General features: G+C 66.7%; 19 protein-coding genes and 2 pseudogenes. 15 read left to right on the forward strand and 6 right to left on the reverse strand.

What is annotated here, in order from left to right:
• Positions 1-3 precede the first annotated feature (3 nt).
• Complete coding sequence (locus tag ARADN35_RS0105865; RefSeq protein ID WP_010460062.1) at positions 4-1,221, reverse strand: amino acid ABC transporter substrate-binding protein; 1,218 nt, start codon at positions 1,219-1,221, stop codon at positions 4-6.
• Positions 1,222-1,442: 221 nt separating this feature from the next.
• On the opposite strand from ARADN35_RS0105865, the gene ARADN35_RS0105870 reads away from it, so the two are divergent.
• Positions 1,443-2,414, forward strand: coding sequence for an AraC-like ligand-binding domain-containing protein (locus ARADN35_RS0105870; protein WP_010460065.1), 972 nt, complete (start codon positions 1,443-1,445; stop codon positions 2,412-2,414).
• Between the two features lie 164 nt (positions 2,415-2,578).
• Here ARADN35_RS0105870 and ARADN35_RS0105875 read toward each other — a convergent pair whose 3' ends face one another.
• Positions 2,579-2,968, reverse strand: coding sequence for an Hsp20/alpha crystallin family protein (locus ARADN35_RS0105875; RefSeq protein ID WP_010460066.1), 390 nt, complete (start codon positions 2,966-2,968; stop codon positions 2,579-2,581).
• Between the two features lie 92 nt (positions 2,969-3,060).
• On the opposite strand from ARADN35_RS0105875, the gene ARADN35_RS0105880 reads away from it, so the two are divergent.
• The 9 genes and pseudogenes from ARADN35_RS0105880 to ARADN35_RS27220 all read left to right on the forward strand — a co-directional run.
• On the forward strand, positions 3,061-4,416 hold the full coding sequence (locus ARADN35_RS0105880; RefSeq protein ID WP_029413452.1) for a branched-chain amino acid ABC transporter substrate-binding protein: 1,356 nt from the start codon (positions 3,061-3,063) through the stop codon (positions 4,414-4,416).
• 131 nt (positions 4,417-4,547) lie between these two features.
• On the forward strand, positions 4,548-5,549 hold the full coding sequence (locus ARADN35_RS0105885; RefSeq protein ID WP_029413456.1) for an LLM class flavin-dependent oxidoreductase: 1,002 nt from the start codon (positions 4,548-4,550) through the stop codon (positions 5,547-5,549).
• 39 nt (positions 5,550-5,588) lie between these two features.
• Positions 5,589-6,947 (forward strand): LLM class flavin-dependent oxidoreductase, encoded by a 1,359-nt coding sequence (locus tag ARADN35_RS0105890; RefSeq protein WP_010460072.1) that lies wholly within the window; start codon positions 5,589-5,591, stop codon positions 6,945-6,947.
• Complete coding sequence (locus tag ARADN35_RS0105895) at positions 6,947-8,152, forward strand: M20 aminoacylase family protein (protein WP_010460074.1); 1,206 nt, start codon at positions 6,947-6,949, stop codon at positions 8,150-8,152. Before ARADN35_RS0105890 ends, ARADN35_RS0105895 begins: the two co-directional genes overlap by 1 nt.
• Before the next feature lie 27 nt (positions 8,153-8,179).
• Positions 8,180-8,767: a GNAT family N-acetyltransferase gene (locus ARADN35_RS0105900; RefSeq protein WP_010460076.1), complete on the forward strand. Its 588-nt coding sequence runs from the start codon at positions 8,180-8,182 to the stop codon at positions 8,765-8,767.
• A 77-nt stretch (positions 8,768-8,844) separates the two neighbouring features.
• On the forward strand, positions 8,845-10,737 hold the full coding sequence (locus ARADN35_RS28670) for an amino acid ABC transporter permease/ATP-binding protein (RefSeq protein ID WP_010460078.1): 1,893 nt from the start codon (positions 8,845-8,847) through the stop codon (positions 10,735-10,737).
• Between the two features lie 161 nt (positions 10,738-10,898).
• Positions 10,899-11,834 (forward strand): ABC transporter substrate-binding protein, encoded by a 936-nt coding sequence (locus ARADN35_RS0105915; protein WP_010460082.1) that lies wholly within the window; start codon positions 10,899-10,901, stop codon positions 11,832-11,834.
• A gap of 24 nt (positions 11,835-11,858) precedes the next feature.
• Positions 11,859-12,803 carry an ABC transporter substrate-binding protein gene (locus tag ARADN35_RS0105920; protein ID WP_010460083.1) on the forward strand — a complete coding sequence of 315 codons (945 nt, stop codon included), beginning with the start codon at positions 11,859-11,861 and terminating at the stop codon, positions 12,801-12,803.
• A 2-nt stretch (positions 12,804-12,805) separates the two neighbouring features.
• Positions 12,806-13,522: pseudogene (locus ARADN35_RS27220) on the forward strand (LLM class flavin-dependent oxidoreductase); the annotation flags it as partial.
• A gap of 321 nt (positions 13,523-13,843) precedes the next feature.
• Here the strand turns inward: ARADN35_RS27220 and mltB are convergent.
• The 4 genes from mltB to ARADN35_RS0105945 form a co-directional block, all read right to left on the reverse strand.
• Positions 13,844-14,803: a lytic murein transglycosylase B gene (mltB, locus tag ARADN35_RS0105930; RefSeq protein ID WP_010460088.1), complete on the reverse strand. Its 960-nt coding sequence runs from the start codon at positions 14,801-14,803 to the stop codon at positions 13,844-13,846.
• 253 nt (positions 14,804-15,056) lie between these two features.
• Positions 15,057-17,084 carry a transglutaminase TgpA family protein gene (locus ARADN35_RS0105935; RefSeq protein WP_010460091.1) on the reverse strand — a complete coding sequence of 676 codons (2,028 nt, stop codon included), beginning with the start codon at positions 17,082-17,084 and terminating at the stop codon, positions 15,057-15,059.
• A gap of 112 nt (positions 17,085-17,196) precedes the next feature.
• Positions 17,197-18,240 (reverse strand): DUF58 domain-containing protein, encoded by a 1,044-nt coding sequence (locus ARADN35_RS0105940; RefSeq protein WP_010460093.1) that lies wholly within the window; start codon positions 18,238-18,240, stop codon positions 17,197-17,199.
• 3 nt (positions 18,241-18,243) lie between these two features.
• On the reverse strand, positions 18,244-19,164 hold the full coding sequence (locus tag ARADN35_RS0105945; RefSeq protein WP_010460095.1) for an AAA family ATPase: 921 nt from the start codon (positions 19,162-19,164) through the stop codon (positions 18,244-18,246).
• A gap of 101 nt (positions 19,165-19,265) precedes the next feature.
• On the opposite strand from ARADN35_RS0105945, the gene ARADN35_RS0105950 reads away from it, so the two are divergent.
• From ARADN35_RS0105950 to ARADN35_RS0105970, 5 genes and pseudogenes are all read left to right on the forward strand, one after another.
• On the forward strand, positions 19,266-20,171 hold the full coding sequence (locus ARADN35_RS0105950; RefSeq protein ID WP_050812458.1) for a histone deacetylase family protein: 906 nt from the start codon (positions 19,266-19,268) through the stop codon (positions 20,169-20,171).
• 140 nt (positions 20,172-20,311) lie between these two features.
• Positions 20,312-21,103 (forward strand): enoyl-CoA hydratase, encoded by a 792-nt coding sequence (locus ARADN35_RS0105955; RefSeq protein ID WP_010460099.1) that lies wholly within the window; start codon positions 20,312-20,314, stop codon positions 21,101-21,103.
• A 5-nt stretch (positions 21,104-21,108) separates the two neighbouring features.
• A pseudogene (locus ARADN35_RS25965) lies at positions 21,109-22,443 on the forward strand (mechanosensitive ion channel family protein).
• 221 nt (positions 22,444-22,664) lie between these two features.
• Entirely contained in the window at positions 22,665-23,414 is a 750-nt protein-coding gene (locus ARADN35_RS0105965; protein ID WP_010460101.1) for an electron transfer flavoprotein subunit beta/FixA family protein, read from the forward strand.
• Entirely contained in the window at positions 23,415-24,347 is a 933-nt protein-coding gene (locus ARADN35_RS0105970; RefSeq protein WP_010460103.1) for an electron transfer flavoprotein subunit alpha/FixB family protein, read from the forward strand.
• Positions 24,348-24,377 lie beyond the last annotated feature (30 nt).

Raw genomic sequence — 24,377 nt, forward strand, 5'->3', positions numbered from 1 at the left:
GTGTTACTTCCAGGCAGGCTTGTTGGTGTTCAATTGCGCCGTGGCGCGGTCCTTGGGCCACACCACCTCGAAGTCGCTGCCCTGCCACTGGCTCACCGTGCCGGGGATGGACGCGTTCTCGCTGCCCGCAAAGCGGATGCCGCCCAGGATGGTCTTGAACTCGTTCTTGGCGATGTGCTCGCGCAGCGCCTTGCGGTCCAGGCCCACCTTCTCCACGGCCTGCTGCAGTATCTGCAGGCCCGCCCAGGCATGGCCGCTGGCCCAGCGGTCGGGCTCCTTGTTGAACTTCTTCACGTGGGCATCGAAGTAGGCCTTGGCCTCGGGGCTGGTCTTCACGCTCCACGAGCCCATGCCGATCACGCCCTCGGTGTTGGCCTGCATCACGTTCTTGTACAACTGGAAGGCCGTGCCCACCGAGGCGTAGAAGAACTTGGGGTTCAGCCCCACCTCGCGCGCTTGGCGGCTGGCCAGGATGGTGTCGGGCGGGTAGGTGATGCCGATGAAGGCATCGGGGTTCAGGTCCTTGATGCCGCGCAGCACGGGCGCCAGGTCCTTCACGCCCAGCGGGTAGCTCTTCCTCTCCACCACCTGGATGCTGGTCTTCTTGAGCGCGCTGTTCAGCGCCGCGAAGTTCTCGAGGCCGAACAGGTCGTCCATGTAGACGATGGCCACCGACCTCACGCCGTTGGCCACCAGCATGTCCACCAGCGCGCCCATCATCTTGTCGGGCTGCTGCAGCAGCGAGAAGAAGTAGGGCAGGTTCATGTCGATCAGCTTTCGCGACAGGGCTGTGGGCGCCAGCAGCGGGTAGCCGAAGCGGTTGGCCAGCGGCGCGATGGCGAAGTTGGCGCCCGAGCCCCAGGGCGGCAGGATCAGGTCCACCTTGTCGCTGCCCATGAGCTTTTCGAAGGTGCGCACGCAGGTCTCGGTCTCGCTGCGGTCGTCGTAGCCGATGAGCTCGATGGGGCGTTTCGCGCCCTTGATGCTCAGGCCACCCGTCGCGTTCACCTGTTCGGCCCACAGCAGGTAGTTGGGCTCCTGGCTGACCTGGGCACCTGCGGCCCAGGGGCCCGTGCGGGCAATCGCGTAGCCGATGCGCACGGGGTCGCTGCCGCTGCCTTGTGCGAGCAGCTGCGGCGCCACGGCCAGCGCGCCCACGGTGGCGGCGGCCCCCTTGATCCATTGGCGCTTGGAGGGTTGGGACGGTGAATGCGTTGTCATTGTGTGTCTCCTCGGATGGGAGGCCCGCGCAGTGCAGGCCGTACCCGGATCGTAGGAAGACGCCGCCTGGCACGCTGCGCTGAGCGTGCACAAAAGCCTTGTCCCAGCGTGCACGGCGCAGGGGGTTTACCCGGATTTCCGTGCCCGCCGCAGGAATAGCGGCGCGGCCGATAATCCCGCTGAGACAGGCGGCACCGTCTGCATGACGACTGGAGACACCCATGGCCCACCCTCTGACCGAGGTATCGACCGACACCGTGCCACCGCGCGACCGCCTGCACCTGTGGGGCGATGCGGTGTGGCGCCTCATTGGCGGGCTGGAGTCCGATGCCTTCGGCGACGAGGCCTTCGCGGGCCACATCACCTCGGGCCAGGCGGGCTACGTGAACCTGTGCCAGCTCGACGTGAGCCGCCACCGTGTGGTGCGCACCCCGAGCCTCATCCGCAGCAGCGACCGGGCCTACATCAAGGTGGTGGCGCAGCTCGAGGGGCGCGCCTGCTTCGAGCAGAACGGCCGCCAGGTGTGGCTGTCGCCCGGCGAGTGGAGCGTGTACGACACCACGCGCGCCTACGCCGTGAGCAACCCCGAGGCCGTGCGCCAGATGGTGCTGATGATCCCCAAGGAACAACTGCCCGAGCGCAAGCTCAAGCTCGACGACCTGATGGTGCAGCGCTTCTCCGGCACGTCGGGCGTGTCGCGCCTGGCGTGGGACACCATGCGCGCGGCGTTCGCCGAGCTGCCCAGCATGTCCGACGCCGCTGCCGACGGCGTGGCCGACGTGATCACGCACCTGGTGCAGCTGTCGCTGCTGGAGCGCAACGGCCAGCACAGCGCCGTGTCGCAGCGCGAGGCCCTGCGCGACCGCATCGGCCAGTTCATCGACCGCCACCTGGGCGACCCCGAACTCACCATCGACCGCATGGCGCAGGCGCTCAACTGCAGCAAGCGGCACCTGTACAACGCAGTGGCCGACGACGAGGAAACGCTGGCCGCCATGATCCAGCGGCGGCGGCTGGAGGCCTGCCTGCGCGACCTGCGCAGCAGCGCGCAGGCGCAGCGGTCAGTGACGGACATCGCGCTGTCCTGGGGCTTTTCGAACAGCGCGCATTTCAGCCGCGTGTTCCGCACCCATGTGGGCTGCAGCCCCAGCGAGTACCGTGCGCGGGCCCGGGTTCCTGCACTGCCACACTGAGCGCGCTCCCGGGCCGCTGCGCAGGCCTGTCGGCAGGTCGTTTCATAAGAAAAAGCGCCCCTACCGCTTGCGGTAAGGGCGCTTCCAGCTATTGAATCAATAGCATCGTGCGGGGTGCTGTCGGCCCGCCCTGTGCGGGCGGGCGACTGTGCAAGCGCAGCCGTTTACTGAATGCTCAGCGACGTGGCCCGGCTCACGGGCTCCAGGCGGGCCAGCGTCAGGGTCAGCACGCCGTTTTCCAGCTTGGCGGAGCTGTTGGCGGCATCGATGTCGGTGGCCAGCTCCCAGGCGCGCTGCACTTGGCGGGGCGCGCCTTCTACGCTTTGCAGGCGAACCTGGTTGCCTTCGATGCTGATGGACAGCTGCTCGCGGGCGAGGCCGGGTACATCCAGCTGCAAGGTGGTGGTCTTTTCGTCCTGGGTCACGGTGCAGCCGGCAGAGGTGGCAGCAGCAGGTGCGGCCAGTGCGCCCATCAGAAAACGCTGCAGCGCGAGGTCTGCAGAACGGGGGGATTGGGCGTAAGCGGCACGGCGGATCACGGGGGCGAAGATCATGGGTAACTCCTATAAACTGCGCGGCTCTCGACGTGGTCGCCGCATGCCAAGGAGTTGTGTGCGGCCGGGTTGCTTTTCAAGGGAAAAATGGCATGAATAAATTGCGTTCCGTGGGCTTGAAAACAGCCACAGCGGCATTACGTCAACCGGTTTTAGCGGCCGCCACAGCGCTGGTGTGCGCTCTGATGCCTTTGTCTGCCAGCCATGCCCAGGGCGCGCCAGGCGTCACTGCAGGCACAGCCCAGACGCAGGCCAAACCGGTCAAGGTGGCCCTCATCGAAAGCCTGTCGGGGGCCTTTGCCAACACCGGCGAGGCCGTGTACCGCAACGTGTACTGGGCCATGGAGCGTGTGAATGCGCGCGGTGGCGTGCAGCTGCCCGCCAGCAGCGGCGGCCCCCGCCCGCTGGCGCTGGAGCGCTACGACAGCAAGGGCCAGAACGAAGAAGCCTTGTCGGCACTGCGCGCGGCCATCGACGACGGCGCGCAGGTCATCCTGCAGGGCAATTCGTCGGCCACGGCGGCCGTGCTGATCGAGGCGATCAACAAGCACAACGAGCGCGAGCCGAACAAGCGCGTGATCTTTTTGAACTACTCGGCGGTGGACCCCATCCTCACCAACGAGAAATGCAGCTTCTGGCACTTTCGCTTCGACGCGCATGCCGATATGCGCATGGCCGCGCTCATGGAAGTGATGCGCGAAGACAAGGCCTTGAAGAGCGTCTACCTCATCGGCCAGGACTACAGCTTCGGCCAGGCCGTGCTGCGCGAGGCGAAGAAGCAACTGGCCGCTCAGCGCCCCGACGTGGCCGTGGTGGGCGACGAACTGCACCCCATCGGCCGCGTGAAGGACTTCGCGCCCTATGCGGTGAAGATCAAGACCAGCGGCGCGCAGGCCGTGGTCACCGGCAACTGGGGGAACGACCTCACGCTGCTGGTGAAGGCCGCACGCGAAGTGGGCTACGAAGGCAGCTTCTACACTTTCTACGGCAACGCCCTGGGTGCGCCCGCCGCCATCGGCGATGCCGGCATCGGCAAGGTGGTGGCCGTGGCCGACTGGCTGCCCAACGTGCCGGGCGCGCAGAGCGAGGCGTTCTACCAGTCGTTCCGCACGCGCTTTCCCAAGCCGCAGGACGATTACGTGCACATGCGCATGCAGCTCATGGTCGAGGCGCTGGCCCAGTCCATCGAGCGCGCGGGCAGTACCGACGCCGTGGCTGTGGCGCGGCAGATGGAGAGCGCCACCGTGCAGCTGTCGGGCCAGGGCGGCAGCATGCGCGCGGCTGACCACCAGTTTCAGCAGGCGCTGGTGGTGGGTGTGATGGACAAGAAGGGCGCGCCCGGGGTGAAGTTCGACGTGGAAGGCTCGGGCTACGGCTTTCGCGTGGTGCGGCAGATCTCCGCCGCCAAGGCCCAGCAGCCGCACAGCTGCACAATGCAGCGGCCCTGACCCATGGCGTGGGCGGTAGGCGGCGCAGCGCGCGCCGCATATCGATATGAAAAGTTAGCGCAACCGGTGCAGGCCGTCGGGCCACAGAATTTGTCGCATTGATCACCCATGCGCGAATCGCTGCCTCCACCGTGTCCTACGCCCTCTCTCTGCTCGACAAAAGTCCCATCCCCGAAGGGGCCACGGCGGCCGAGGCGCTGCAGCGCACCGTAGCGCTGGCCCAGCGCGCCGAGCAACTGGGCTACCGCCGCTTCTGGGTGGCCGAGCACCATGGCAACCCGGGCCTGGCCGGCTCGGCGCCGGAAGTGCTGGCGGCGCACCTGCTGGCGCGTACGTCGCGCATCCGCATCGGCTCTGGCGGTGTGATGCTGCAGCACTACAGCCCGTTCAAGGTGGCCGAGGCGTTCAAGGTGCTCGCGTCGCTGGCCCCCGGCCGTGTGGACCTGGGCGTGGGCAAGGCGCCCGGCGGCCTGCCGCTGTCCACGCGGGCGCTGCAGGTGCTGCACGATAAATCCAGGCCATCTGACTTCGGCGCGCGCTTTGCGGAGCTGGACGCCTTTCTGCACGGCACGCTGGAACCTGAGCACGCGCTGGCGGGTGCTGTGGCCTACCCCGCACCGCCCAGCCTGCCCGAGCGCCACCTGCTCGGCGGCAGCCCCGACAGCGCGGCGTTGGCGGCGCGCCATGGCTGGCACTTCACGTACGCGGGCCATTTCAACGGCGACCCCGTCAACATCGAACGCACGGTGCGCGTGTACCACGAGGCCGCGGGCCGGGCCCCCTCGCTGGCGCTCTATGCGCTCGTGGCCCCCACGCAAGCGCAGGCCGACAGCCTGGTGGGCGCATTGCGCGTCTTCAAGCTGCATTTGTCCACCGGGCAGAGCGTGAACCTGCCCAGCGCCCAGGCCGCCGCGGAGTTTGCGCGCCAGGCCGGCGTGGCGGACTACCGGCTCGAAGAAACCCGGCCCCATGTGATCGCCGGCTCGCCCGAGCATGTGCGCGAGCAGCTCGATGCGCTCAGCGAGCGCTACGGCATCGAAGAGTTCGTGGTCGACACGCCCGTCACAGGCTTTGCCGAGCGCCTGGCCTCGATCGAGCTGCTGGCGGGCGCCTATGCCACCGCCGAGGCCTGACCCGCCGGCCGCCCCTCCTTTTTCCCAGGAACAGACACCATGAGCAACACCCCATCCCCCATCCGCTTCGGCGTCATGCTGCACGGCGCGGGCGGCCACATGAATTCGTGGAAGCACCCCGCAGGCCCCGCGGACGCGAGCGTCAACCTCGACTTCTACATCGAGACCACGAAAAAGGCCGAAGCCAACGGCATCGCCTTCGCCTTCGTGGCCGACGGGCTGTTCATCAACGCGAAGTCCATCCCGCATTTTTTGAATCGCTTCGAGCCCATCTCCATCCTGTCGGCGCTGGCCGTGGCGACGTCGAAAATCGGGCTGGCCGGCACCATCTCCACCTCGTACAGCGAGCCATTCACGGTGGCGCGGCAGTTCGCGTCGCTGGACCTCATCAGCAAGGGGCGCGCCGGCTGGAACGTGGTGACCACGCCGCTGGAGGGCACGGCCAGCAACTACAGCCGCAGCCACCCCGACCATGCGCTGCGCTACGAGATCGCCGACGAATACCTGCAGGTGACGCAAGGCCTGTGGGACAGCTGGGACGAAGACGCCGTGGTGCGCAACCGTGCCACCGGCCAGTTCTTCGACCCGGCCAAGCTGCACACGCTGGACCACAAGGGCCGCTTCTTCCAGGTGGCGGGGCCGCTCAATATCGGCCGGTCGCCGCAGGGGCAGTCGGTGATCTTTCAGGCGGGTTCTTCGGATGCGGGCATTGGCCTTGCAGGCAAGTACGCCGATGCGGTGTTCACCCACTCGCCGTCGGTGGAGGAAACGCGCAGCTTTCTGCGCAAGGTCAAGGCCAGCGCCGTGGTGCATGGCCGCCAGGCCGACGATGTGAAGATCTTCCCCGGCATCGGGCCCGTGGTGGGCGCCACGCAGGAAGAGGCGGACGCCAAGTACCAGGCCATCCGCGAGCTGCTCACGGTCGATGAAGCGCTGGCTTACCTGGGCCGCTACTTCGACCACCACGACTTCAGCCAGTACCCGCTGGACGAGCCCTTTCCGGACCTGGGCGAGATCGGGCGCAACAGTTTTCGCTCCACCACCGACCGCATCAAGGCCGATGCCAAGGCTCACGGCCTGACCCTGCGCCAGGTGGCGCTGGAGGCCGCCACGCCGCGCTCGCAGTTCGTCGGCACCGGCGAGCGTGTGGCCGACGAGATCATCCGCTGGGTGGACGAGGGCGCGGCCGATGGCTTCATCCTGGGCTTCCCCGTGCTGTCGCAGGGGCTTGATGATTTCATCACCCATGTGATCCCGGTGCTGGAGGCGCGGGGCCGCTACCAGCGCACGCTGCCGGGCCACACGCTACGCGACCATCTGGGTCTGCCGCGCAAGGCCAGCCGGTATGCGCAGGCCGGTACGGACGCAGCCACGGCGCCAGAGAAGAAGGTCGCGTGATGGGCGCAGCATTGCCAGCAGCGGCTTCGGCGCATGACGTGCAGCGGGTGAAAAGTGTGGAAGAGGGCATTGCCGCCTTCATCCACGAGTTCCAGGCATTGCGCCGGGACCTGCACCAGCACCCCGAGCTGTCGTTCCAGGAGCACCGCACCTCGGCCATTGTGGCCGAGCGCCTGGCGTCCTGGGGCTACGCGGTAACCACCGGCATCGCGGGCACCGGCCTGGTGGGCACGCTGCGCAAAGGGCAGGGCACCAAGACCCTGGGCATCCGTGCCGACATGGATGCACTGCCCATCACCGAGGCCACGGGCCTGCCCTATGCCAGCCAGAACGCCGGTGTGATGCACGCCTGTGGACACGACGGGCACACCACGGTGCTGCTCGCGGCCGCGCGTTTCCTGGCCGAGTCGGGCCGCTTCGACGGCACGCTGAATCTGATCTTCCAGCCCGCCGAGGAGAACGGCGGCGGTGCACAGCACATGATCGCCGACGGCCTGTTCGAGCGCTTTCCGTGCGACGCGGTGTTCGGCCTGCACAACTGGCCCTGCGCGGGCGAGGGGCACTTTGGTTGCGTCACGGGGCCTGCCATGGCCTCGGTGGACCAGATCACCATCACCGTGCGCGGCAAGGGCGGCCACGGCGCCGCGCCGCACGAGACGGTGGACCCGGTGGTGGCCAGCGCGCACATCATCACCGCGCTGCAGACAGTGGTCTCCCGCAATGTCGATCCGCTGGACATGGGAGTGGTCACGGTGGGCTCCATCCATGGCGGCAACGCGCCCAACGTGGTGCCCGAGAGTGTGGAACTGAAGCTCACCGCACGGGCCTTCAAGCCCGAGGTGCGCGCAGTCTTGCAAGAGCGCATTCCGGCCATCGCCCGAGCGCAGGCCGAGAGCTTTGGTGCCACGGCCGATGTGTTGTACAGGCCCGGCTACCCGGCCGTGCTGAACCATGAGGCCGAGACGGAGCTGGCACGCAGTGTGGCCATCGACACCTTCGGCGCAGCCCGCGTGGACGCCGGCTTTCGCCCGCGCACGGCCAGCGAGGACTTCGCGTTCATGCTGCTCAAGCGCCCTGGCAGCTACGTGTTCGTGGGCAATGGCGATGGGGCGTCGCTGCACAGCCCGTACTACGACTTCAACGACGCCATCCTGGCGCCCTCGGCCACGTACTGGGTGCGGCTGGCCGAGCGGTTTCTGGACTGAGATTCCTTTCACGAGAAAGCCCTCCCCATGAGTGACAGCTTCATCTACACCTCGCCTGCCGATCCCCTGGCCCGCCCGCTCATCGACGAGCTGTCGCACGAGTACGAGTCGCGCTACGGCGAGTTCTACGACCGCGAGGGCGGGCAGCGCGAGATGGAGAAGTACCCGCCTGAGCTGTTCACGCCGGAGCACGGCGGCAGCTTCGTGCTGCTGCTGCGCGGCGGGCAGGCCATTGGCGGCGGCGCTTTCAAGCGCCACAGCGACGCGCACACGGCGGAGCTCAAGCGCGTGTGGACGCATTCGGCCCACCGCCGCCAGGGCCTCGCCGCCAAGGTGCTGCGGGAGCTCGAAGCGCAGGCGCTGCGCCAGGGCTATGCGCGGCTGTACCTCACCACCGGCTTTCGCCAGCCCGAGGCCGTCGGGCTGTATCTGGGCCATGGGTACACGGCGCTGTTCGACACATCGCTGCCGCACGAGACGTACCGCCATCTGCCGTTCGAGAAGACTCTGCGCGCCGTGGACGGCCTGGAGTCCCCCGCCACGTTGACGACGGCGCCCGCTACACCGCACGCCCTGGGCGCGGGGCGCGCCGCGGTCGTGGCGCAAGCGGCCTGAAAGCCGCCACGGACACCGGCCCCGCCTGCCCCTGCTTTTTTTCCACGAACCCCGACAGCCTGCGAGACCTCACCACCATGTCCACCTCCACCACCCTGGACGCCGCTGCCGGTCTGCCGCTGGGCCCCGGCCATGCCGCACCCCCTGGTGCCCATAGCCATGGGCCCGGCGCGCCTGCCCTCACACCCTCGTCCTCCCCGGTCCCTGCCCCGGTGAAAGGCGACTATTCACACTACAAAGTCGTGCCCGCGCGCTACCGGGCACGGGCGGCCGGCACGGTGTTTGCCGCCGTGGTCATCGCGCTGGTGCTGTATTCGGTGTTCACCAACCCGCGCTGGGGATGGAGCATCTTCGGCGAGTATTTCTTCTCGGAGCCCGTGCTGGTGGGCCTGGGCCGCACGCTGCTGCTGACCGCACTGGGGGCGCTGTTCGGCTTCACCCTGGGCACGGCCCTGGCGCTGGCCCGCGTGTCGCGCTCGCCACTGCTGGCGGGGCTGTCGTGGACCTTCATCTGGATCTTCCGGTCCATCCCGGTCATCGTGCTGCTGCTCATCATCAACAACCTGGGCTACCTGTACGAGACTGTGAGCCTGGGCGTGCCTTTCACCGGCTGGACGTTCTTCTCATACCCCACCACGCAGCTCATCAGCCCGTTCGTGGCGGCGCTGATCGGCCTCACGCTGAACCAGGCGGCCTTTGCATCGGAGATCGTGCGTGGCGGCATTTTGTCGGTGGACCAGGGGCAGTTGGAAGCCGCTGCCGCCCTGGGTTTGCCGCGCCGCCGCCAGGCGTTTCGCATCGTGCTGCCGCAGGCGATGCGGTCCATATTGCCCGCGGGCTTCAACGACATCATCGGGCTGGCCAAGGGCACGTCCAATGTGTACATCCTGGCCCTGCCCGAGCTGTTCTACACCATCCAGATCATCTACCGCCGCAACCTGGAGGTGATCCCGCTGCTGATGGTGGCCACCGTGTGGTACCTGGTGATCCTTACGGTGCTGTCGCTGCTGCAGTACTACATCGAGCGGCATTTTTCCAAGGGCGCGCTGCGCAGCCCGCCGCCGTCGATCTTCAGCGGCATTGCGCAGCGCCTGTGGCCTGCGCGGCGCGTGGCTGTCCAGGCAGATGCTGCAGTCGCGGCACCTGCAGCAGTGCCTGCTCCTGAACCCGCGGTTGCCAAAGTGCCGCGCTGGACGGGCGAGCGCAACCGCGGTGGCGAGGTCACCATCCACGGCGTGTCCAAGAGCTACGGAGCCCTGCGCGTGCTCAAGGACGTGACCCTGACCGTGCAGCCCGGCGCCGTCACGGTGATCCTGGGCCAGTCGGGCTCGGGCAAGTCGACCTTGCTGCGTACCATCAACCACCTGGAGCGCGTGGACGATGGCTTCATCGCCATCGATGGCGAGCTGATCGGCTACCGCCAGGACGCGGACACCCTGTTCGAGCTGGGCGAGAAGGACATCCTCAAACGCCGGGTGGACGTGGGCATGGTGTTCCAGAACTTCAACCTGTTCCCGCACCTCACGGTGCTGGAGAACATCGTCGAAGCACCGGTCACCGTGCGCAAGCTGCCGCGTGCAGACGCCGAGGCCCTGGCGCTGGAGCTGCTGGCGCGCGTGGGCCTGTCCGACAAGGCGCACAGCTATCCGCGGCAGCTCTCCGGCGGTCAGCAGCAGCGCGTGGCGATTGCCCGGGCACTGGCGCTCAAGCCCAAGGTGCTGCTGTTCGACGAGCCCACCTCTGCGCTGGACCCCGAGCTGGTGGGCGAGGTGCTCGATGTCATCAAGGAGCTGGCGCGTACCGGCACCACGCTCATCATCGTGACGCACGAGATCGGCTTTGCCCGTGAGGTGGCCGACACGGTGGTCTTCATGGAGCAGGGCCGCGTGCTGGAGACCGGCACCCCCGCCAAGGTGTTCGGCCAGCCCGACCACCCCCGCACGGCGGAGTTCCTGGCCAAGGTGCTCTGAGCGCCTGCCTCACTTTCCCCCACCCGAAGCGGCCTTCACGCTTCAGCCAGCCTGTAGCCTAGGCCGGGCTGCGGCATGGGCGCCGCTGTGATCTGCCCGATTTTTTGCTTCTTCCTTTGCCTGTTTTCCTGACCCATCCATTTCATCTACGGAGCCGATCCATGACCCTTGTGAACCGAACCCTCGCAGCCCTGGCACTGGCCGCTGCGTCCATCGCCGCACTGGCGCCCATCCACGCGGCTGCGCAGGCCATCGACCTGAGTCCCGAGCAGCCCACGCGTCCGCGTTCGCAGAAGGTGGATGAGGCGATCAAGCTCGTCGCCAAGGATTTCAAGTTCGCCAAGGACGGCGTGCTCACCGTGGGCACCACCACGGGCCGGCTGCCGTTTGGCGCCTATGCCACCGACAACAAGACGCCCGTGGGCAACGCGCCGGACATCGCGCAGCTGGTGGCCGACAGCCTGGGGCGCAAGCTGGAGCTGGTGTCCGTCGCCTGGGCTGACTGGCCGCTGGGCCTGCAGTCGGGCAAGTTCGACGTGGTGATCTCCAACGTCACCGTGACCGAAGAACGCAAGGAGAAGTTCGACTTCTCCACCTACCGCAATGACCAGCTGGGCGTGTACGTGAAGGCCGACAGCAAGATCACGTCCGTGAAGGAGCCCAAGGATGTGGCGGGCCTGAAGGTGGTGGTCGGCGCGAGCACCAACCAGGAGCAGATCCTGCTGCGCTGGAACCAGCAGAACATCGCCGCGGGCCTCAAGCCCGTGGACATCCAGTACTACGACGACGATGTGGTGCTGTACCTGGCGTTGGCTTCGGGCCGCGCCGACGCGTACCTCGCACCCAACGGCATCGCCGCCCACAACGCGCGCGATGGCAAGACGAAACTGGTGGGCACCTTCTCGGGCGGCTGGCCGCAGGCGGCCGAGATTGCCGTGACCTCGCGCAAGGGCTCGGGCATTGCCGACGCGATCACGGCGGCGCTGAACGCGCAGATCAAGAACGGCAACTACGCCAAGGCGCTCGAGCGCTGGAACCTGCAGTCCGAGGCCATCCAGGTCTCGCGCACCAACCCTCCCGGCCTGCCCAAGAAGTAAGGCTGCGGCCTTCAAGGACTGTTCATGACTCTCCATTCCCTATCGCGCCGCAGCGTGGTGGCCCTGGCCTCGGCGTGCGCGCTGTCCTGCGCGTGGACCGTGGCCAGTGCTGCCACTGCGTTTGATTTCAGCCCTGAGCAAAAAAGCCGCATCCGCGCCGAGAAAGACGCGGCGGCCGTGCAGGCCATTCCGAAGAGCTTCAAGTTCGTGAAGGAGGGCGTCTTCACCGTGGCGATCGCGCCGTTTGCGCCGCCCATCGCCACCTATGCCAGCGACGCCAAGACGGTGGTGGGGTTCGATCCGGACTATGCGCAGCTGATTGCCGACGCGCTCGGGCTCAAGCTCGAACTGCTGCCGATTGCCTGGGCGGACTGGCCGCTCGGTCTCACGTCGGGCAAGTACGACGCGGTGATTTCCAACGTGGGCGTGACGGAGCTGCGCAAGGAGAAGTACGACTTCTCCACCTACCGCCTGGGGCTGCACGGCTTCTACGTACGGGCCGACAGCAAGATCACCTCCATCAAGGAGCCCAAGGACATTGCCGGGCTGAAGATCATCACCGGCTCGGGCACCAACCAGGAGCGCATCCTGCTGGAGTGGAACAAGCAGAACATCGCCGCAGGCCTCAAGCCCGTGGAGCCCGTGTACTTCGACGACGACGCCGCGCGGCTGCTGGGCGTGGTGTCGGGCCGGGCCGACGCCAATTTCAACCCCAACGCGCCGCAGGCCTACCACGCGGCCAAGGACGGCAAGATCAAGCTCGTAGGCACGGTGAACGCGGGCTGGCCGCTCAAGTCCGAGGTGGCCATCACCACGCGCAAGGGCTCGGGCCTGGCCGATGCGCTGACGCTGGCGACCAACGGGCTCATCAAGAATGGCAAGTACACGCAGGCGCTGCAGCGCTGGAGTTTGCTGGAGGAGGCTTTGCCCAAGTCCGAAACCAATCCCCCAGGACTGCCGAAGTTTTGACCATGGCCATCGCGCATCTCGCATTCCTGACCCCTGGCAACTATGCCGAGGACAGCCCACTGCAAGGGCTGGAAGACACGCTGCGGCTGTTCGAGCACGGGGAAGCCCTGGGCTACCAGGGCGCGTGGGTGCGCCAGCGGCATTTGGAGCGGGCGGTGTCGTCAGCGGCCACGCTGCTGGCCGCCGCCACGCAGCGCACACGGCGCATCGCGTTGGGCACGGCGGTGATCCAGATGGGGTATGAGAACCCTTTTCGGTTGGCCGAGGACCTGGCCACGGTGGATGTGCTGTCGCGCGGGCGCCTGCAGGTGGGGCTGAGTGCGGGGGCGCCGCCATACGGACCGCTGCTGGGTGGGCGCTTGTTCGATGGCGATGCGCAGGCCATCGATTTTTCTCACGCGCGGGTGGAGCGGCTGCGCAGCAACCTGCGCGGTGATTTTTTCGGCGACGACGAATTTTTCGTGGAGTCGCCCGCAGGCCGCCAGCGCCCGCGGGTGCAGCCGCATGCGGCAGGGCTGGTGGAGCGCCTGTGGTACGGCGGCGGGTCGCTGAAGTCTGCGCAGTGGGCGGGCGTGCAGGGCTACCACCTGCTGATCGGCAACCTCAACCGCGGTGAGCAGACCGACGATTTCTTTGCGGCGCAGCGCAGCCAGCTCGAACTGTTCCACGCGAACTGGTCGGCGCCGTACGCGCCGCGCGTGGCGCTGGGCCGGGTCATCGTGCCGCTCGACAGTGCCGACGCCGCCACGCGTGCCCGCTACCGTGCCTGGGCTGCGCTCAGGGTGCCGCGCACTTTGGGACCGCAGGGCGACCGCCGCACGCTGTTCGCGCGCGACCTGGTGGGCACGTCGGACGAGATTCTGGAGAGCCTGCGCCAGGACCCCATCGTGCCCAGGGTGCAGGCGCTGCGGCTGGAGCTGCCGTACGACTTCAGCGTCGAAGACTATGCGCAGATCCTAAGCGACACCGCGCGGTACATTGCACCGGAACTCGGCTGGTCACCGGCTGATGCGGGGCCCGGGGCCCGGGGCCCCTGGCGGTCACTGCCCGGCGCGTGCGGCCGACACTTCGCGGCCCAGCTCGATCACGGCCATCGCGTAGTAGCTCGACCAGTTGTAGCGGGTGATGGCGTAGAAGTTTTCGGTGCCTGCCACGTAGCTGGCGGCATCACCGCCGTTTTGCAGTTCGATCAAGGCCAGGGGGCCGGTGTGCTGCGCGCCCGCAGCGTCCAGCACCGCGCCCTTGGCTTGCATGCTGGCCACGCTGAAGGTGGGCAGGATGTCGGGGGCCATCAGGTCATCGAGCTGCAGGCGTGCGGTGTCGAACTGCACGCCGAAGTGCGTGGGCATGCCCGGCGTCCAGCCGTGGCCGCGAAAGTAGTTGGCCACCGAGCCGATGGCGTCGGCCGGGCTCTTGAACAGATCCACGCGGCCGTCGCCATCGAAGTCGATGGCATAGCGCACCCAACTGGACGGCATGAACTGCCCCAGGCCCATGGCACCGGCGTAGCTGCCGCGGGGCTCGAACGGGTCGGTGTTGCTGCGGTTGGTGAGGCTCAGGAACTGCTCCAGCTCGCGGCGGAAAAATTCGGTGCGCTCTTTGGCGCGCGGATGGGCTGACGGGAAATCAAACGCCAGCGTGGCCAGCGCGTCCATCACACGGAAGGTGCCCATCTGCTGCCCGTAGATGGTCTCTACGCCGATGATGCCGACGATGATCTCGGCGGGCACGCCGTACTCGCGCTCAGCCCGCTCCAGCGTCGCCTGGTTCTCCTGCCAGAACCGCTGGCCGGCGCGGATGCGGATGGGGTCGATGAAGCGGCTGCGGTACACCCGCCAGTTCTTGGCTGTGCCTTTGGGCGGCGGCAGCATGAGCTGTGGGACCTGTGGCAGGAAGTGCGCCTGTCCAATGGCCTGGCGCACCCACTCGCGGTCCAGGTCGCGGCGTGCGGCCAGATCGTCGGCAAACTGCAGCGCCTCGGTGCGCGATGCGTAGAGCACCGCTGGCTTTTGCTTTGTGGTGGCGGTTTTAGAGGGTTTTTGGGGGCTTGCGCTTACTGGTATTGCGAAAAATGCTATTAAAAATATAGCAACCGTGGTCCATGGAGCTGTCTTCGTCATTTCGGGTGTTCGTTACTTTGTTGTGTCCCTGCGCCTCGAAACCGGCGCGACCCAGGCCAGGGCCGCCGCGCAAGGGCAGCCCCGTCGCGCCAGCGGCGTCCCCCTTCCCGGCGAAGCCGCTCAGGGGGATGATTCATCTCTTTGGCCAGGGCAAGGTGCGGAACTCGCGCCGCAGGGCACCCAGTTCAGAGTCGGGGTGGGGGGCGTAGCGCAGTCGCTCCAGCCGCAGCAGCCAGTCTGCTACTTCAGCGGCCGGCGCCCCGAATTGTGCACGCACCTGTTCTGCCATTGCGCGCGGGGGCAGGGTTTCTGGCAGTAGCAGGCCGGCGCGCGCCAGGCGTTGGCGCGTGCGGGCCAGCAGTCGCAGCCAGGGGTCGTGCTGGCTGCGTTCCCACAGGCTCCAGCCCATGCCGCCCAGTGCAGCCGCGATGACCAGGGTGCCCAGCACGGTAGTGAGGTCCTGCCAGCTGGGAGATTCAAACCCCAGCGCTTTGAGCAGGTCCATCTGGCGGCTCTGGGTGTAATTGAGCACCCACTGGTTCCAGCCATTGTTGACGGCTTCCCACACGGCCCGCAGGTTCTGCACCATGCCGGGGCTGAGGGTGCCCAGGGCGCTGGCGAACGCGCCTTGGGGTGCACGCAGGCGCTGGAACTGGCCCACGCGCCCCGGCGAGACGGCGCCTGTAGGGTCCACGCGCACCCAGCCGCGCTCTTCCATCCAGACTTCGGCCCAGGCATGGGCATCGGCATTGCGCACGGTCCAATAGCCATCCACCGGGTTGCGCTCACCCCCCTGGTAGCCCGTGACGATGCGTGCGGGCACATCCATGGCGCGCATCAGCACCACGAAGGCCGAGGCAATGTGCTCGCAGAAGCCCTCCTTGCGGTCAAACCAGAATTCGTCGGCGGTGTGTTCGCCAAAAACGCCTGGATCCAGGGAGTAGTTGTAGCCGCCCGTGCGCAGGCGCTCCAGCACCGCATTGACGAGCGTGCCGGTGCTGGCATTGGCCAGCGCGGGGTCGGCACGCATCTGCGCGGCCAGCGCCAGGGTGCGGGGGTTGAAGCCGGGCGGCAGCTCGGTGTACACCCGCAACTGGCGAACGGATTGCTGGGGGCCATGGCGGTACTCGGGGTAGCTCACGGCCTGGTAGCGCAGCGCCTCGGTAATGGGGCGTGTGGTCATCCACTGCAGGTCCTGGGTCATGTAGGCCTGCATTTGATTGGGCAGCTGTGGCGCCTCGGGCGTCGCCTCCAACACCATCAGCCAGGGTTGCCGCTGGGGTTCAAGCGTCACTTCGTAGCGCACCGCGGGGCCGCTGACCTGCAGGTTGGCCGGCAGGGCCGCGCGTGCGGCCCAGGCGCTGTCTTCGCGGAAGGGCTCGGCCTGCCATTGCCGGCCATCGAACGCCGTCATGACGGGGCCGCGAAAGTACAGCATTGATTGCTCCGGCACGTCGGTAGCCGCGCCCTCGAAGCGCAGGCGGATCGCAACGCGTTCGTCGAGCGCGATCTCGGCCATCTCGCCGATCTTCATGGTGCCCGACAGGCCGCTGCGCCCGGTGAGGTTCTCACTGGGCATGCCCCACAGCGGCGACATGCGCGGAAACAGCATGAACAGCGCCACCATGATGGGCGCCCCCAGCAGCGCCATGGCGCCCGCCATGCGGAAGGTCTGCGCCAGGGGCGGGCGCCCCACTGGCATGTGGGCATTGACCAGCGCCATGAGCAGGCCCAGCAGCGCCACCAGCATGGCGGCGGCGGTCAGCAGCGACTGCGAGAAGAAGAAATTGCTGAGCATCGTGAAGAAGCCCAGGAAGAACACCACCATCGCGTCGCGGCGCGCGCGCAGCTCCAGCATCTTGAGCGCGAGCAGCATGACGATGAGGGTAACGCCCGCATCCCGCCCGAGGATGGTGCGGTGCGTGAACAGCGTGCCCGCTACCGCCACTATCAGCAGGGCGGCCACGGTCCAGCGACTGGGCAGCGGGCGCCCCACCCAGGCCAGCCAGCCGCGCCACAGCAGCAGGCCGCTGGCCAGCAGGCTGGTCCACACTGGCAGGTTGGACACCTGCGGCGCGATGACCCACACGATCACGAACAGCAGAAAGAGCGTGTCGCGGGCGTCGCGCGGCAGGGAAACAAGGGTCTGGCGCAGGTTCATGGCAAAGGTTCACGCCCGGCTGGTGGGGATTGGTGTGCTATTGAAAATATAGCTATTGACGCATTGCTGGTAAGCGCTAAGTGCCAATTTGATGCGAATTTTGACGAGAGAATCAGCACAGTGCCAGCGCTTCCAGGCAATTTCTTCGGTGTGCGGCCCCCGTGTGCGGGGCGATCTCCACACCCGGCAGGCGCAGGCCATAGTCCAGCCCCAGCCGGTCGGCCTGCAGCACCCAGGCGGTCAGGCGCGAGATGCGGGCTTCATGGTCGGGCAGCGCCGCGCGGGCGAGGTCCAGCCACAGCTCGTGCCGCTGGGCCTGCTGGGCGTCGCGGCTCACCAGGTCGTCCGTGCCGGTGCCCAGCGATTTGGCGGCCTTCTTCCAGACCACCAGCTTGAGCGGATCACCCCGGCGGTAGGCGCGCACGCCGTCGAATTCGCCAATGCCCTGGGATTGCGCGTTGCCCGTGCCGCCCGCGCGGGGTTCGCCAGGGGGCAGGGGCGGTGCGGGGGTCTCGGGCGCAGGGTAGACCAGCACCTGGGCGGCGGGGCGCCAGTAGGTCCAGACGCGGAAGGTGCCGAGCGGAAAGCGCGTCTCGGCGGTCAATGTGGGCACACGGTGCAGGCCCCGGCGCGGCGGCCTGAAGGCCACCTGCACGCTGGACTGCCCCTGCGCAGGCACGTCGGTCCAGGCCCAGTGGTGCGCCTCTTTGCCCGTGCCGTGCACCGACAGCGCAATGCCGTAGCGCGGGGTCTTGCGTTCGCTGGACAGCTGGATGTCAAACGCCGTGCTGGTGCCCATGAAGTGCGGCTCGGGGGCCTTCAGGTGCAGCGTGAGGCCACGCAGGTTGGCGTGGCAGATGTGCATGCCCACCACGGCGCTGCCCGCCAGCAAAAAGGTGAGCAGGTAGCCCAGGTTGAGCTGGTAATTGATGGACGCAACCAGCAGCACGATCAGCGTCAATGCCAGCATCCAGCCCGAGCCCGTGGGCAGGATGTAGACATTGCGCTGGGTGAGCGCGAGCGTGTCGCTCAGCGGCAACCGCGCCTGCCACCAGCGCTGGAAGCGGCGGCGCAGTGGCGCAAAGGGATTCAGCCGGGCAGCCAGGCTGCGCCAGCGGGCAGTGGGTGACAGGGAGAGCGGGGCAGCGGATTCCATGGATCAGGGCAAGGGCACCGCTTCGACCATCGCTCGGACTTGCTCCACCGCGCCGCGCCCGGCGTCGCCCACGGGCACCAGGCGGTGGGCGATGGTCTGGGGCAGCACGGCCTGCACGTCGTCGGGGGCCACATAGTCGCGCCCGCTGATGAGGGCCTGCGCCTTGGCCGCACGCACCAGCGCAATGCCCGCGCGGGGCGACAGGCCCTGCAAAAACCACCGGCCCGAGCGCGTGGCGGCAATCAGGTCCTGCACATAGTTGAGCAGCGGGTCGGCCGTGTGGATGGCCTGCACCTGGCGCTGCAACTCGGCCAGCTCCTCGTCGGACAACAAGGGCAGCATGGTGTCCACCATGTCCCGCCGGTCGGCGCCCGCCAGCAGCACGCGTTCGGCCGCGCGGTCGGGGTAGCCGATGGAGATGCGCATCAAAAAACGGTCCAGCTGCGATTCGGGCAGCGCAAAGGTGCCCAGCTGGTCGTGGGGGTTCTGGGTGGCAATCACGAAGAACGGGTGGGGCAGGGCGCGTGTTTCGCCTTCCACCGATACCTGTTTTTCTTCCATGGCTTCCAGCAGCGCACTCTGCGTCTTGGGGCTGGCGCGGTTGATTTCATCGGCCAGCAACACCTGGGCGAACACCGGGCCGGGGTGGAACACGAAGGCCTCCTTGCCGCGTTCGTACACCGATACGCCGGTCAGGTCGCTGGGCATCAGGTCGGCGGTGAACTGCACGCGCGAGAACTGCAGGCCAAACGTGCGCGAAAGGGCGTGGGCCAGGGTGGTCTTGCCCACCCCCGGCACGTCTTCGATCAGCAGGTGCCCACCCGCCAGCAGGCAGGCCACGCAGTCCTGGACCTGGGCCTGTTTGCCCACGATCACCGTGTTAAGCTGATCCAGAAGTGATTTGATTTTGTGCTGTGCGTTCATGGCACGACGTTATCCGAAAAACCGAGAAAAATGCGACACGCGGGGACAAGACTGTGAGCAAGACGGGCTATTTCACCCATCGGGATTGTTGGAAGCACGAGATGGGCCCGGGTCACCCCGAATGCCCCGAACGGCTGGATGCGATTGAAGACCGCTTGCTGATCACCGGAGTGGGCGATGCCTTGGAGCGCTATGACGCCCCCGAGGCCTCGCTGGCGGATATTGAATTGGCCCACGGCCGCATGCACATCGCGGCACTGCGCGGCATGTCCGACCGGCTCAATGAAGAGCTGATGGCCGGTGGCCCCAACTACGCGCAGATCGACACCGACACCTCCATCAATGCCCACACCTGGAAGGCGTCGCTGCGCGCCGCCGGGGCAGCGCTGGCCGCCACCGACGCGGTGATGGCGGGCGAGGTGGAAAACGCGTTCTGCTCGGTGCGCCCCCCCGGCCACCATGCCTGCCGCGACAAGGCCATGGGGTTCTGCTTCTTCAACAACGTCGCCGTGGCGGCCAAGTACGCGCTGCAGCGCTACAACCTGCAGCGCGTGGCGGTGGTGGATTTTGATGTGCACCACGGCAATGGCACCGAGGACATCCTGGCGGGCGACCCCCGGGCGCTGATGGTCAGCATCTTCCAGCACCCGTTCTACCCCTACAGCGGCGACCACGATCCCGCGCCCAACATGGTCAATGTGCCCGTGCCTGCCTACACACGGGGCATGGACATCCGCGAAATCATCGAGATGATGTGGATGCCCCGGCTGGAGGCCTTCAAGCCCGAGATGATTTTTGTGAGTGCGGGCTTTGACGGCCACCGCGAGGACGACATGGGCCAGCTGGGCCTGACCGAGCAGGACTATGCCTGGATCACCCAGCGCGTGAAGGATGTGGCGCGCCGCTATTCCCAAGGCCGCATCGTGTCGTGCCTGGAGGGCGGCTATGTGATGGGACCGCTGGCACGCAGTGTGGAGGCGCATTTGCGGGTCCTGGCTGATCTTTGACTCCCCCTGAGCCGCCTGCGGCGTCTTCCCCCTGAAGGGGACGCCACCCGTGGCCTAGCGGAGCCAGCTCCACGGTGGCACTGGCCTCATGCGCGCCTGTTTCAAACGCCCCTCGCATTGCTGTGCACAGGAGAAACAACATGACGATTCCAAATTCTGACGAGCTGCTGCTGATCACCCGTGATACGCGCGGTGTGGTCACCCTCACTTTGAACGACCCTGCACGCTTCAATGCGTTGGGCTCTGAAATGCTGACAGCCTTGCAACAGGCGCTGGACGACACGGGCCGCGACGAATCTGTGCGCGTGGTGGTGCTGGCCGCAGCGGGCAAGGCCTTCTGTGCGGGGCACAACCTCAAGGACATGGCGGCGAACCCGGAGCTGGCGTACTACCAAAAGCTGTTTGCGCAATGCAGCCGCATGATGCTGACCATCCACAAGTTGCCCGTGCCCGTGATCGCGCGCGTGCAAGGCATGGCGACGGCGGCGGGCTGCCAGCTGGTGGCGCAGTGCGACCTGGCCGTGGCGGTCGACAGCGCGAGTTTTGCCACCAGTGGCATCCACTACGGCCTGTTCTGCGCAACGCCGAGCGTGCCGCTCGTGCGCAATGTGCCCGCCAAGCGGGCGATGGAAATGTTGCTCACCGGCGATTTCATCGATGCGCCCACCGCGCTGGCGCAGGGCCTGGTGAACCGTGTGGTGCCCGCCGACGCGCTGGATGCCGAGGTCGAAAAGCTGGTGGAGTCCATCCTGCAAAAGCCCCGTGTGGCCGTGGCCATGGGCAAGGCGCTGGTGTACCAGCAGCGTGAGCTGGGCATGGACGCGGCCTACCAGTTGGCAGGCCAGGCCATGGCCACCAACATGATGGACGACGCCGCGCAGGAGGGCGCGCGTGCCTTCGCCGAAAAGCGCCAGCCCACCTGGAAGCGCTGAGAGCCATGGCGACGACAGAAATTTCCATGCTCGAAGATGTGGGCCGCTGGGCCGAAGCGTTCCTTCGGCCCACGGTGCTGGTGGAATTGGCCGCCCTGGCCGCCTGCCTGGGGCTGGCCTGGTTGCTGGTGTCGCTGCTGCAGCGTGGACTGCACCGGGGTGACCCGCGCTCCATCCTGTTCGGCGCGCGGATTGTCGATGGCGCACTGTTTCCACTCGCGCTGCTGAGCCTCGCCTATGTGGCGCGAACCGTGCTGCTGCAATGGATTCCGCTGGCCGTGTTCAAGGTTGCCGTGCCGGTGCTGGTGTCCCTGGTGGTCATCCGCATCGGGGTGAAGGTGTTGCAGGTGGCATACCCGGAGGCTGCCTGGGTGCGGCCCATCGAGCGCTCTATCTCCTGGCTGGCCTGGCTGGGCATGGTGCTTTGGGTCACGGGGTTGTTGCCGCTGGTGCTCGATGAGCTGGACCAGATCCACTAGAAGGTAGGGGGCGCCACCCTGTCGGTGCGCACCATGATCGAAGGGGCACTGACGGCTGCTGCCGTGTTGCTGATCGCGCTGTGGATTTCTGCAGCCATCGAGTCGCGCCTGCTGCGCTCTGCCACCGGGGCCGAGCTTTCACTGCGCAAGGCGGTGAGCAATGCCGTGCGGGCGCTGCTGATTTTTGTCGGGCTCATCATGGCCCTGTCGGCCGTGGGCATTGACCTGACCGCGCTGTCGGTGCTGGGTGGTGCCGTGGGCGTGGGCATTGGCTTTGGCCTGCAGAAGCTGGCGTCCAACTACGTGAGCGGCTTTGTGATTCTGGCCGAGCGCAGCATGCGCATTGGCGACAACGTGCGGGTGGACAACTTCGAGGGGCGCATCACCGACATCAACGCGCGCTACACCGTGGTGCGCTCGTCCACGGGGCGCGAGTCCATCGTGCCCAACGAGATGCTGATCATCCAGCGGGTGGAGAACCTGTCGCTGGCAGACCCCCGGGTGTGGCTGTCCACCGTGGTGAGCGTGGGCTATGAAAGTGATGTGGATCTGGTCATCCGCCTGCTGGGCGAGGCAGCCCTTGCCAGCAGCCGCGTGCTGCGCGATCCGGCCCCCAGTGTGGCCTTGTCGGCGTTTGGTGCCGACGGGCTGGAGTTCACCGTGGGTTTCTGGATTGCCGATCCCGAGAACGGCTCGCTGGGCCTGCGTTCGGAGATCAACCGTGCCATCCTGAGTGCGCTGCGCACCCACAAGATCGATATCCCGTACCCGCAGCGGGTCATGCATGTGCAGGTCGAAGGGCCGTTTCCCGCCGCGATGCAGGGCGCGGCTGTGGGCCGGGCGGCATCCGGCACAGAGTAAGCCGTATCGCCCCTTGCCATGCTCCCGCCGGGTGCCCCAGGCGACAGCAAACTCTAGACAGATGCGGTGCTCACTCGCCTATAATCCACAAAAAGCACGATCGTTCGTTTTTTTTGATTGTGTGGTCTGTGTCCTGGCCCCGTAGCGCTTTCGTTGCAGTGCGGCATAGAATGTTCTAGTTTACGTAAACGTCAATTCAACCAACTCTAGGAGCCGCAGCAATGAAGGTCTTGGTCCCTGTCAAGCGCGTGGTGGACTACAACGTGAAAGTCCGAGTCAAGTCGGACAACACGGGTGTGGACATCGCCAACGTGAAGATGAGCATGAACCCCTTTGACGAAATCGCCGTCGAAGAGGCCGTGCGCCTGAAAGAAAAAGGCCTGGTGACCGAAGTCATCGCTGTCTCGTGTGGCGTGGCCCAGTGCCAGGAAACCCTGCGCACCGCCATGGCCATTGGCGCCGACCGCGCCATCCTGGTGGAAACCGACGTCGAGTTGCAGCCTCTCGCCGTGGCCAAGATCCTGAAGGCCCTGGTGGACAAGGAGCAGCCCGGCCTTGTGATCCTGGGCAAGCAAGCCATTGATGACGACGCCAACCAGACCGGCCAGATGCTGGCGGCCCTGGCCGACCTGCCCCAGGCAACGTTTGCCAACAAGGTGGAACTGTCGGCCGACAAGGTCAACGTGACCCGCGAAGTGGACGGCGGCCTGGAAACCCTGGCCTTGACCCTGCCTGCGGTCATTACCACCGACTTGCGCTTGAACGAGCCCCGCTACGTCACCTTGCCCAACATCATGAAGGCCAAGAAGAAGCAGCTGGACACCTTCAAGCCCGAAGACCTCGGCGTGGATGTGGCTCCCCGCCTCAAGACCCTCAAAGTCACCGAGCCCGCCAAGCGCGGCGCGGGCGTCAAGGTGGCCGACGTGGCCGCCCTGGTCGAGAAACTCAAGAACGAAGCGAAGGTGATCTAAATGTCGGTACTCGTTATTGCTGAACACGACAACGCCTCCATCAAGGGCGCAACCCTCAACACCGTGACGGCTGCCGTGGCCTGTGGTGGCGACGTGCATGTGCTGGTGGCCGGCCACAACGCGGGCGCTGCCGCAGCCGCCGCGGGCCAGATCGCTGGCGTTGCCAAGGTCATCCATGCAGACGCGCCTGGCCTCGAACACGGCCTGGCCGAAAACGTGGCGGCACAAGTGCTGGCCATTGCTTCCAGCTACAGCCACATCCTCTTTCCTGCCACGGCCAGCGGCAAGAACATCGCCCCCCGCGTGGCGGCCAAGCTCGACGTGGCTCAGATCAGCGACATCACCAAGGTGATTGCTGCCGACACCTTCGAGCGCCCCATCTACGCTGGCAATGCCATCGCCACGGTGCAAAGCGCCGATAGCGTGAAGATCATCACCGTGCGCACCACCGGCTTTGACGCCGCAGCCGCCACCGGTGGCTCTGCCGCCGTCGAAACCGCTGCCGCTACCGCTGATGCAGGCAAGAGCACCTTCGTGGGCAGCGAAATCGCCAAGAGCGACCGCCCCGAACTGACCGCCGCCAAGATCATTGTCTCGGGTGGCCGGGCGCTGGGCAGCAAGGAAAAGTTCGACGAAATCATGACTCCGCTGGCCGACAAGCTGGGTGCCGCCCTGGGCGCCAGCCGCGCAGCAGTGGACGCCGGCTACGCCCCCAACGACTGGCAAGTGGGCCAGACCGGCAAGATCGTGGCGCCCCAGCTGTACATCGCAGCGGGTATCTCGGGCGCGATCCAGCATTTGGCCGGCATGAAGGACTCCAAGGTGATCGTGGCGATCAACAAGGATCCCGAAGCCCCGATCTTCAGCGTGGCCGACTATGGCCTGGAAGCCGACCTGTTCACGGCGGTGCCAGAGCTGGTCAAGGCCCTGTAAGAACACCCCTGTGCATACAAAGGCATCGCT

The sequence above is a fragment of the Acidovorax radicis N35 genome, assembly GCF_000204195.1.
GTDB lineage: Bacteria > Pseudomonadota > Gammaproteobacteria > Burkholderiales > Burkholderiaceae_C > Acidovorax > Acidovorax radicis.

Coding starts and splice junctions, on each gene's coding strand:
- ARADN35_RS0105875 (WP_010460066.1), bottom strand. CDS start 2,968: ATGATCTTCGCCCCCGTGATCCGCCGTGCCGCTTACGCCCAATCCCCC.
- ARADN35_RS0105955 (WP_010460099.1), top strand. CDS start 20,312: ATGACGATTCCAAATTCTGACGAGCTGCTGCTGATCACCCGTGATACG.
- ARADN35_RS0105950 (WP_050812458.1), top strand. CDS start 19,266: ATGGGCCCGGGTCACCCCGAATGCCCCGAACGGCTGGATGCGATTGAA.
- ARADN35_RS0105965 (WP_010460101.1), top strand. CDS start 22,665: ATGAAGGTCTTGGTCCCTGTCAAGCGCGTGGTGGACTACAACGTGAAA.
- ARADN35_RS0105915 (WP_010460082.1), top strand. CDS start 10,899: ATGACCCTTGTGAACCGAACCCTCGCAGCCCTGGCACTGGCCGCTGCG.
- ARADN35_RS0105865 (WP_010460062.1), bottom strand. CDS start 1,221: ATGACAACGCATTCACCGTCCCAACCCTCCAAGCGCCAATGGATCAAG.
- ARADN35_RS0105890 (WP_010460072.1), top strand. CDS start 5,589: ATGAGCAACACCCCATCCCCCATCCGCTTCGGCGTCATGCTGCACGGC.
- ARADN35_RS0105895 (WP_010460074.1), top strand. CDS start 6,947: ATGGGCGCAGCATTGCCAGCAGCGGCTTCGGCGCATGACGTGCAGCGG.
- ARADN35_RS0105940 (WP_010460093.1), bottom strand. CDS start 18,240: ATGGAATCCGCTGCCCCGCTCTCCCTGTCACCCACTGCCCGCTGGCGC.
- ARADN35_RS0105970 (WP_010460103.1), top strand. CDS start 23,415: ATGTCGGTACTCGTTATTGCTGAACACGACAACGCCTCCATCAAGGGC.
- ARADN35_RS0105920 (WP_010460083.1), top strand. CDS start 11,859: ATGACTCTCCATTCCCTATCGCGCCGCAGCGTGGTGGCCCTGGCCTCG.
- ARADN35_RS0105945 (WP_010460095.1), bottom strand. CDS start 19,164: ATGAACGCACAGCACAAAATCAAATCACTTCTGGATCAGCTTAACACG.
- ARADN35_RS0105870 (WP_010460065.1), top strand. CDS start 1,443: ATGGCCCACCCTCTGACCGAGGTATCGACCGACACCGTGCCACCGCGC.
- ARADN35_RS28670 (WP_010460078.1), top strand. CDS start 8,845: ATGTCCACCTCCACCACCCTGGACGCCGCTGCCGGTCTGCCGCTGGGC.
- ARADN35_RS0105880 (WP_029413452.1), top strand. CDS start 3,061: ATGAATAAATTGCGTTCCGTGGGCTTGAAAACAGCCACAGCGGCATTA.
- ARADN35_RS0105935 (WP_010460091.1), bottom strand. CDS start 17,084: ATGAACCTGCGCCAGACCCTTGTTTCCCTGCCGCGCGACGCCCGCGAC.
- ARADN35_RS0105900 (WP_010460076.1), top strand. CDS start 8,180: ATGAGTGACAGCTTCATCTACACCTCGCCTGCCGATCCCCTGGCCCGC.